The organism is Exiguobacterium sp. 8A (genome assembly GCF_902506275.1).
Lineage (GTDB): Bacteria > Bacillota > Bacilli > Exiguobacteriales > Exiguobacteriaceae > Exiguobacterium > Exiguobacterium profundum.
The window spans coordinates 1-7,399 of sequence record NZ_LR733653.1; the positions used below are offsets into that span (position 1 = coordinate 1).

The 7,399-nt window shown below is 61.1% G+C and carries 9 protein-coding genes; all 9 read right to left on the reverse strand.

What is annotated here, in order from left to right:
• On the reverse strand, positions 1-2,218 hold a 2,218-nt coding region (gene topB / locus GVY42_RS15425), incomplete at its 3' end, for a type IA DNA topoisomerase (RefSeq protein WP_159565619.1).
• Between the two features lie 95 nt (positions 2,219-2,313).
• Entirely contained in the window at positions 2,314-2,838 is a 525-nt protein-coding gene (locus GVY42_RS15430; RefSeq protein WP_159565621.1) for a hypothetical protein, read from the reverse strand.
• A gap of 7 nt (positions 2,839-2,845) precedes the next feature.
• Positions 2,846-3,436, reverse strand: a complete 591-nt coding sequence (locus GVY42_RS15435; protein WP_236550106.1) for a class D sortase — start codon at positions 3,434-3,436, stop codon at positions 2,846-2,848.
• A 5-nt stretch (positions 3,437-3,441) separates the two neighbouring features.
• Positions 3,442-3,957, reverse strand: a complete 516-nt coding sequence (locus GVY42_RS15440) for a hypothetical protein (protein WP_159563721.1) — start codon at positions 3,955-3,957, stop codon at positions 3,442-3,444.
• A gap of 65 nt (positions 3,958-4,022) precedes the next feature.
• A complete protein-coding gene (locus tag GVY42_RS15445) occupies positions 4,023-4,430 on the reverse strand; it encodes a hypothetical protein (RefSeq protein ID WP_159563722.1) in 408 nt (135 codons plus the stop codon).
• Positions 4,431-4,477: 47 nt separating this feature from the next.
• On the reverse strand, positions 4,478-5,854 hold the full coding sequence (mobP2, locus tag GVY42_RS15450; RefSeq protein WP_159563723.1) for a MobP2 family relaxase: 1,377 nt from the start codon (positions 5,852-5,854) through the stop codon (positions 4,478-4,480).
• 1 nt (position 5,855) lies between these two features.
• A complete protein-coding gene (locus tag GVY42_RS15455; protein WP_159563724.1) occupies positions 5,856-6,173 on the reverse strand; it encodes a hypothetical protein in 318 nt (105 codons plus the stop codon).
• 3 nt (positions 6,174-6,176) lie between these two features.
• Positions 6,177-6,521: a hypothetical protein gene (locus GVY42_RS15460; RefSeq protein ID WP_159563725.1), complete on the reverse strand. Its 345-nt coding sequence runs from the start codon at positions 6,519-6,521 to the stop codon at positions 6,177-6,179.
• Between the two features lie 534 nt (positions 6,522-7,055).
• Positions 7,056-7,399 (reverse strand): hypothetical protein (locus tag GVY42_RS15465; RefSeq protein ID WP_159563726.1); only part of this gene is annotated, 344 nt, incomplete at its 5' end.

Here is a 7,399-nt window from a genome sequence, read left to right on the forward strand (position 1 = left end):
TGTCCAGCAATGCTTGTGCCCCTTTCGGCATCCCCGCCATGTCGTCCGCCACCGCGCCCTGTTTCCGCGACGTGCGCTTCCGTCCCGTCCCTGACTTCTTGCCGAAGACGAACTCGAGCTTGTAGAGGCCCGCGTCCCCGCTCTTCTTGTACGTGAGCGCCGCCTCGAACGGGCGTTTCTGTTTGGACGTCATCTTGAACGGTCCGACCGTCCCGCCCGCGAGGAGCGTCTTCGCGTGGGACGGGGTGAGCGTCTTGCCGGCGATCTGTTTCCACAGGACGACGAGGCAGGATTCATTCTCGCATGAATAGGAGTTCTTCCGTTCGACGACGTCCCCGCCACATTCCGGGCAGGTGCCGACGACCCGGTCCCGGTCCGCCGTCTCCTGGAGCCGTCGTGTCGTCTCGGTCCCTTCCTGTGTCTTGACCGTCGTCACGAGGTGACGGACGAACGCCTCCACCTTCTTCACGAACGCCTTCGCGTCGACCTCGCCCTTCGCGACGAGGCCGAGGGCGGACTCCCATTTGGCCGTCATCTCCGGGCTCGTCAGGAGATGGAGCCCGGACGACCGGGCGAGCTGGATCACCGCCCGGCCCTTGTCCGTGACGCAGAGCTTCTTCCCGTCGGGACGGATGTAGCCGACCTTCTTCAGACGCTCGATCGTCGCGGCCCGGGTCGCCTCCGTCCCGATCTCGAGCCCTTTGGCCGACTCGCGCGCCTCCTCGTCCTCGATGTGGCGTCCGGCCTGTTTCATCGCCTGGATGAGCGTCCCTTCGGTATAGGGGACGGGCGGGCGGGTCACCCGCTCCTTCGTCGTGGCCACGACGACCGTCGCCGGTCCCGGCACGATCTGCATGCCAGGGGGGAGGGTCGCGTCCTCCTTGTCCTTGTCCGTCTCGTTCTCCTCCCCACGGAAGAGCACCGTCCAGCCCGGGTCGACGACCTGGGCGAACCGGGCGCGGAACGGCTCGCCCCCGGCCTCGATGTCGACCGTGACCCGTTCCTTCGTCTCGACCGGCAGGCAGTGCGCGATCAGGCGACGCTCGACGAGCGTCAGCACGTTCCGCTCCTTCTCGCCGAGACCGTCCGGCCAGGGTTTCCCGGTCGGAAGGAGCGCGTGGTGGTCCTCGACCTTCGACGCGTCGACGAACCGTTTGGAGCCGAGGGCGCGCTCGACGTCGACCTGCCCGGCCACCGGATGGCGACCGACGACCTTCGGCACGAGGGCGCGGATCATCCCCGCCTCGTCCTCCGTGACATGGTTCGCGCTCGTCCGCGGATACGTCAGCAATTTATGTGTCTCATAGAGCGCCTGCGCCGTCTTCAGCGTCTCGTCCGCCGAGTACCCATACAGACGGTTCGCCTCGGTCTGGAGCGTCGACAGCGAGTGCAGGAGGGGCGCCTGACGGCGTGCCGTGTCCCGTCTCGGGTCGAGGGTGACGGTCGCCCCGTGCGCCTGTCCGCTGATCCGCCCCGCCTCCTCTTTCGTGAGGCGCCCGGTCGGGTGCTCGCCCGACCAGGTCGCCTCGAAACGGTTCCCCTGTTGGTCGAGCGTGAGCGTCGGCACGTGATACGTCTCCGGGCGGAACGCCTGGATCGCGACGTCGCGGTCGTGGACCATCGCGAGGACGGGCGTCTGGACGCGCCCGATCGAGTAGACGACGCCGTGCCCGCCGTGGCGTGTCGTGAACGCCCGGGTCGCGTTCAGCCCGACGAGCCAGTCCGCCTCCGAACGGGCCCGCGCGGCGGCGTAGAGCGCCTCATAGTCCCGTCCGTCCCGCAGGTCGGCCCACGCCTTCTTGAGCCCTTCCTCGGTCAGGGACGGCGTCCAGAGGCGCCGGATCGGCAACGTGAGACCGAGATGGTCGTAGATGAACCGGAAGATCGCCTCGCCCTCCCGTCCGCTGTCGCAGGCGTTGACGATGGCGTCGCACCCCTTCGCGGCCTGTCTGATTTTCTTGAGCTGGTCCTTCGTCTTCTCGACCGGCTTGAGCCGGAACGGGTCGGGCACCATCGGGAGCGTGTCCGCGTCCCAGCGCGCCCATTCCGGGTGATAGTCTTCCGGTTCCGCGAGCGTGACGAGGTGGCCGATCGCCCACGTGATGCGGGCGTCGGGATGGTCGAGGTACCCGTCGGCGCGCTTGGCGCCCGGGAACAACGTCTCGGCGATCGCACGGCCGACGGCCGGCTTCTCTGCGAGTATCAATAGTTTGGCCATAGGAAAAGCCCTCCCGCATGTCGGCGGAAGGGCCACACCCCCTTCTTCGTTTGGATTTGTCTACATCGGTCAATCGGTCAAGTAGTTCGTTCAGGTCATTCTTGCTCGTCTTCGTCTGGATGCGGGAGGACATGGAGCCCGACGCGCGCCTTTCGTTCTTCTAACCACTTCGCCCGCGCTTCTTCGGGACGGACCGGGCGGATCGGGCGGACGCTGAAGCGCACGATATAGTCCGTCCCGTCGAGGTCGATGTCGGTGTACTCGACGATCTTGTAGCTCCGTCCCTTGAAGTCGACCACGTTCCCGGGACGATAGTGTTCGAGTGGCCGATCCTTTCGCGACCACGGGTCGGTGGGTTCGAGCAGCCGGTTCCCCTTCACCCTGGCCCCGAGCTCGAACAGACCCCTGTCGGTCGGGAAGACCGGGAACATATGGGATTTCGGGACGGGGACGTCCAGGTGTTGGACGGTATACTGCACGATGACCCGGCTGGGTCGGTAGTCGAACCAGATCTGTTCGATGCCGAGGACGAGGGCCGGGGTGCCGTCGACATGGAGGACGTCGCCGATCCGGTGCGGGCGCCGGAAGCAAGGATAGGTCCCCTCGATGGATGCGAACATGATACGATCACCTCGCTTCCTTGGCCGACGCGTCGACGAGTGTCGCCCGCACGATGTGCCGGTTCTCGGCCGTCTCGATCGGGGTGCACGTGATGAGCGTGAGCGACGGGGTCTCGGTCGGTTCGAGCACGCTCACATCCTCCGGTTTAACGACCCACTCCTCCTCGACGACATAACGATAGATCGTCCCGTCCGCCGGGTCGGTGATCGTCACCACGTCCCCCGGCTCGACGTCCGGGAGACGGTTGAACAGGCGTCCGGGGACGAAGCTCCGGTGTCCCGCGATGGCGAGGTTCCCCTCGCCCGGACGCATCGTCGGCGCCACCTTCGTCAGGGCGACGTCGAGGTTTTCCGCCGTCGTCGTCTCAAGGACAGGGCCCGAGAGCCCGATCGACGGGATGTCGAGCCGGATCGCGCCTTCGAGCTTCGCCCGTTGTTTCGGGTTGAGCGACGGGACGCGCTCCTCCGACGACTCGAGCGCCTGCATCGCGAGCGCGAGCTCGTCGATCTCCGCGCCCTGGGTCGCATGGTGGTAGCTCGGGTACAGGTACAGCCCGACCCCGCCGGCCAACAGGACGAGCGCGATCAGCCAGCGCATGACCTTCACTGTGTCGCCCCCTCTCCTCCGGGTGCCTCGACGTGCCGTCTGCCCTTCCGATAGGCCGCGTCCATCTGTTTGGCTTCGAGTTCTTCTTTGCGTAGTTCGCGGGCGACATTGCTTAGGATCGGTTTGGAGAGACGATAGAGACGCTGACAGTTTTTCTCATCATAGGCGAACGGGCTCTTGAAGGATTTTGGCGATCCGAGCGAGACGAAATGGTCTTGGACATGATCGGCGAACACGCCCATCATCTCGACATACCCGTCGAACGTCTTCATCAGGACGGCCAGATCGTTCTCGATGGACCGTTGGGCCCGAAGGGTCGCCTTCTGTTCACTCGTCTGTTGTCTCAGGATATTGTTCTCCTGTTCCATCCGCGTCTTAGCGATCTGCTGTTCCAAACATTCCTCCCTTAAATACTGGATGACATCATCCATGGAGGCGAAGTTGTTCTCTTCTTTGATTTCCAGCAACATATCATACGTGTCTTCTTTGACTTTTACGGTACGCAAGCTCATTTTTCCCCACTCCTTTTTGAATGTTCAGACCTATTTCTTCATCGTTTCAGGAATATGATTTGTTCTCAACTTTTCTTTCCCTGTGATTTTTTTCTTCTGGAAGAGAAACGGACCTGACTTGTACGTTTTTTGAGAAAAGTTGGCTCATAGATGAACGAAGCTGATTCACCCGTCCTATCCCGAGGATGCTTCGTACCAATCATCCTCGTTTCGATTTTTTTACCGATGGTCTCCACTGCTTCGTGCAAATTCTTCAGCTCGTGGGACACATTCTGTTGTTTGACATAGGCCCGATGCAGTGCATCATTTTCCTGTTGCAGTTGTTGGAGCCGCGACTTGACGTTTTCAATGACCGCATATTCATGGTGAAAATGTCGGATGACATCATCCATGGAAGCAAAACTGTTCTTTTCTTTCATCCTCATCAACATCTCGTAAGTATCTTCTTTGATTTTTATGGAACGTAGGTTCATTTCCAACACTCTCCTTATGATGTTTTCTATCGTTCGTTGCCTTTGATTCATCGGTCAAGTTCATCACGTTCTCGTGCCATCGCCCTTGCACGAAGCTGGCGGTACTCCTGTTCATGACGACGTTCCTCCTCGCGCACGGTGCGGTCGAGCTGGTCGAGCAGTCGCCCGTCGGAGATTGGGAGGGCCCGCGCCGCAGGCGCGAGGGCCGTGATCGACTGACGGCGGGGGGTCTCTGGTTTTACCGGGGCGCCACGCCCCGGCTTCCCGTTCGTCCCCCGTCTCTTGTCCTTCCGGGGGACGGACGGGACCGCTGACTTGCCTGTTTTCCGCGTGTCGGGTGTCGATTTCCCTTTCGGTTGTCCCTCCGACGGCGTCCCCTTTTCCCGTCCCATGGTCGGGAGGGCGAGGTCTTCGGTCACATCAGGTCTCGCCTTCGCCTGAGTGAGGAGCGTGTTCCCGAGGCGCTGGTACAGGTCGGCCCGCCGGTTGTCGGCGTACTGTCGTTCGAAGCGTGGCGAGCCCCCGTAGGCACGGACGTGGACGCGCTGTTCGCGCTCCCAGCCCGCCTTGAGGTCGGTCCATTCGGTCGCTTTGTGCGTCTCGAGGTAGTGCGTGCTCGCCCGGTCGATCAGCTCCCGCAGTTCGGGATGATGTTCCTTGATCTTCTTGTAGTTCTGTTCTTTCTTCTGTGCGGGGAGACGTCGCCGAATCTCGTCAAGATGTCGGTCGAGCGTCGGGTCGGACCACGCCAGCCGTTCGTCACGCAGCGGCTCGACGATCCGGTCACGGGTCAACGCCCTGAGGCGTTCGAGTTCCACGTCCCGGTCCGTCAGCCCGGACAGGAGACGGCTCTTCATCGTGTCGCGGACGGCGTCCTTGCGGAACGCCTCCTGTTCGGTCAACGGCTCCTGTTCACCGACGGTCGCGATGTGCACGTGGATGTTGTCGGTGTTGCGATGGATCGACCCGACCCACAGGAGGTCGTCCCGGTCCATCTTCTTGCCCATGCCGTCCATCATGTCACGGACGGCGTCACGCAGGCGTCCCTCGTCGAGCCGGTCGGTCCTCGCGTCGTACAACTTCTGTTCCTCGAGCCACCGGTTGTCGAACGAGACGACGTCCTTCAGGAGATGCCCGTCGCGTTCGATCGAGTCGTCGAACCGGGCGATCAGGTCTGCCCGTTCCGTCTCGCTGATCGTGTCCCGTTCGCCCGTGAAGACGCCGAGCGAGCGCGTCTTCTGTTCGTCTTCCATATAGGTCGTATACCGTTCGATGGTGGGGTCGATGCGATCCTCCGTGTCGGTGAGTTCCATCTCGTCGAATCGGTTCATGTATGCATAGTAGGAGGCGACGGACCCGATCTCGCGCGTCTTCGTCGGTCTGTCATACTGACACTTCAGGACGATACCGGGCGTGCCGGACATGTCAGCGCACGTCCTTTCGGGTCGTCATCTTCCGCGTCATCCATTCCTGTTTCCAGCGTCTGATTTTGGCATCGATTGAGCGTCTCAGTTCGTGGAACAGACGGATGCGCGACCGGTCGCCATTGCCTTCGAGACGGAGCCTCGCGAAGGCCGCCGACTGGATCGCCATGACGTGGAGCGCCTCCTGTTCCGAGTCACAGCCGTACCGCTCACAGATGCGTTCGAGCTCGATCTGTGCCTCCGGTTCGAGCCGGAAGACGACCGCGCGGATCGCACGTGGGCGGTAGGCATACAGTTCGGATGTCGTCGTTTTGTGCATCGTTCACCCCTCCTCCCGGTCACGTTTTCGGGTGACGGGCAGACGCTCATCGAGTCGTCGGGCGACCTCGACGAGGACGTCCTCGACGCCCTCGATCCGGTCCGCGAGGTTCAAGAACTCGACCGACCGCACGACCTGCCAGTCGACCGATCGCTGACGGATGTCCCCGTCCGCATAGGCCTCGAGGATGTACACCATCAACTCGTTCCGGCTCCATCCGACCTGATCCGCTCGCGTGTCCAACAACTCGACGGCCGGTTTGCTCAACCCACGTACCAGTACATCCATCTTCTCTGTCGACCGCTTCGGTGGTCGCACACGTCCGCCCGTTGTTTTTTTCGTTTCCATCATCTCGTTCCTCCTCCAAATCCATTCGTTTTCTCGGTTTCCCGGATCACGTCCGCCCGTTTCCAGGCAGACGTTTATTGTTCAGTTTGATGTTCATCAAGTCGCCTCTCAGATGACAGGGAGAACGTTTGTACACCAGCCACTTGGATGCAAGGGAGAGGGTGACTAGAGCATAACTGTAATTTGATATCACATGTGTATCAAATTGGCCCAAATCGCGGTAGTACCGCGATTTCAGAACGATATCAAAAAAACGTGATTTTTCTCCTATTTTTCTCCCTCTTTTTTCATCTTTTCTCTTTTGTTCTCCCTGTTTTTCTCCTTTGTTCTCCCTCCTTTTTTACAGCTCCCCTGTCATCCACTCGCCGTTTTTTGGTCGGCGAATCTCTTGTTTTTCTGTTCCCAATGACGCGATTGACACACAAGCTACTTGAGTGCCAATCTGTCGATTTCATGTCGCGACTTGCGCGATGTACGATCCGTTTTCGTCACGTTTCGGTGACGAAGATGGTCGTGTTTTTGTCGATCGGGCGATCAGTTCGCGAGCGATTCGAGGCGTTCACGCGTCACGTCGCGTGCCTCCTCGTGCTCCTCGATCTGGAGCTCGTTCGTCGTCATCCGCGTCGTGTTCTGTGTGATCTTGCTGTCGATCTCGCGCAGTTCCTCGTCCGACTTGTTCGCCCGTTGGGCGTCGAGCTGGGCGTTCCGTTTCACGAGTTCTTCGTTCTCATACAGGAGGTTCACGATCGCTTCCTCGTACGATTCGACACGCCATTCGAGCTCCGCCACGAGGCGGTCGTGCGTCCGTTCCCGGAACGCGTCCGCGTCCGCGTCGAGCGCGTCGACACGTTTCACGACGCCGTCCGACGTGAACAGTC

What these genes read in the sequence shown, in the direction of transcription:
- GVY42_RS15430 (WP_159565621.1), bottom strand. Translation starts at nt 2,838, where the DNA reads ATGTTCGCATCCATCGAGGGGACCTATCCTTGCTTCCGGCGCCCGCAC.
- GVY42_RS15435 (WP_236550106.1), bottom strand. Translation starts at nt 3,436, where the DNA reads ATGCGCTGGCTGATCGCGCTCGTCCTGTTGGCCGGCGGGGTCGGGCTG.
- GVY42_RS15440 (WP_159563721.1), bottom strand. Translation starts at nt 3,957, where the DNA reads ATGAGCTTGCGTACCGTAAAAGTCAAAGAAGACACGTATGATATGTTG.
- GVY42_RS15445 (WP_159563722.1), bottom strand. Translation starts at nt 4,430, where the DNA reads ATGAACCTACGTTCCATAAAAATCAAAGAAGATACTTACGAGATGTTG.
- mobP2 (WP_159563723.1), bottom strand. Translation starts at nt 5,854, where the DNA reads ATGTCCGGCACGCCCGGTATCGTCCTGAAGTGTCAGTATGACAGACCG.
- GVY42_RS15455 (WP_159563724.1), bottom strand. Translation starts at nt 6,173, where the DNA reads ATGCACAAAACGACGACATCCGAACTGTATGCCTACCGCCCACGTGCG.
- GVY42_RS15460 (WP_159563725.1), bottom strand. Translation starts at nt 6,521, where the DNA reads ATGGAAACGAAAAAAACAACGGGCGGACGTGTGCGACCACCGAAGCGG.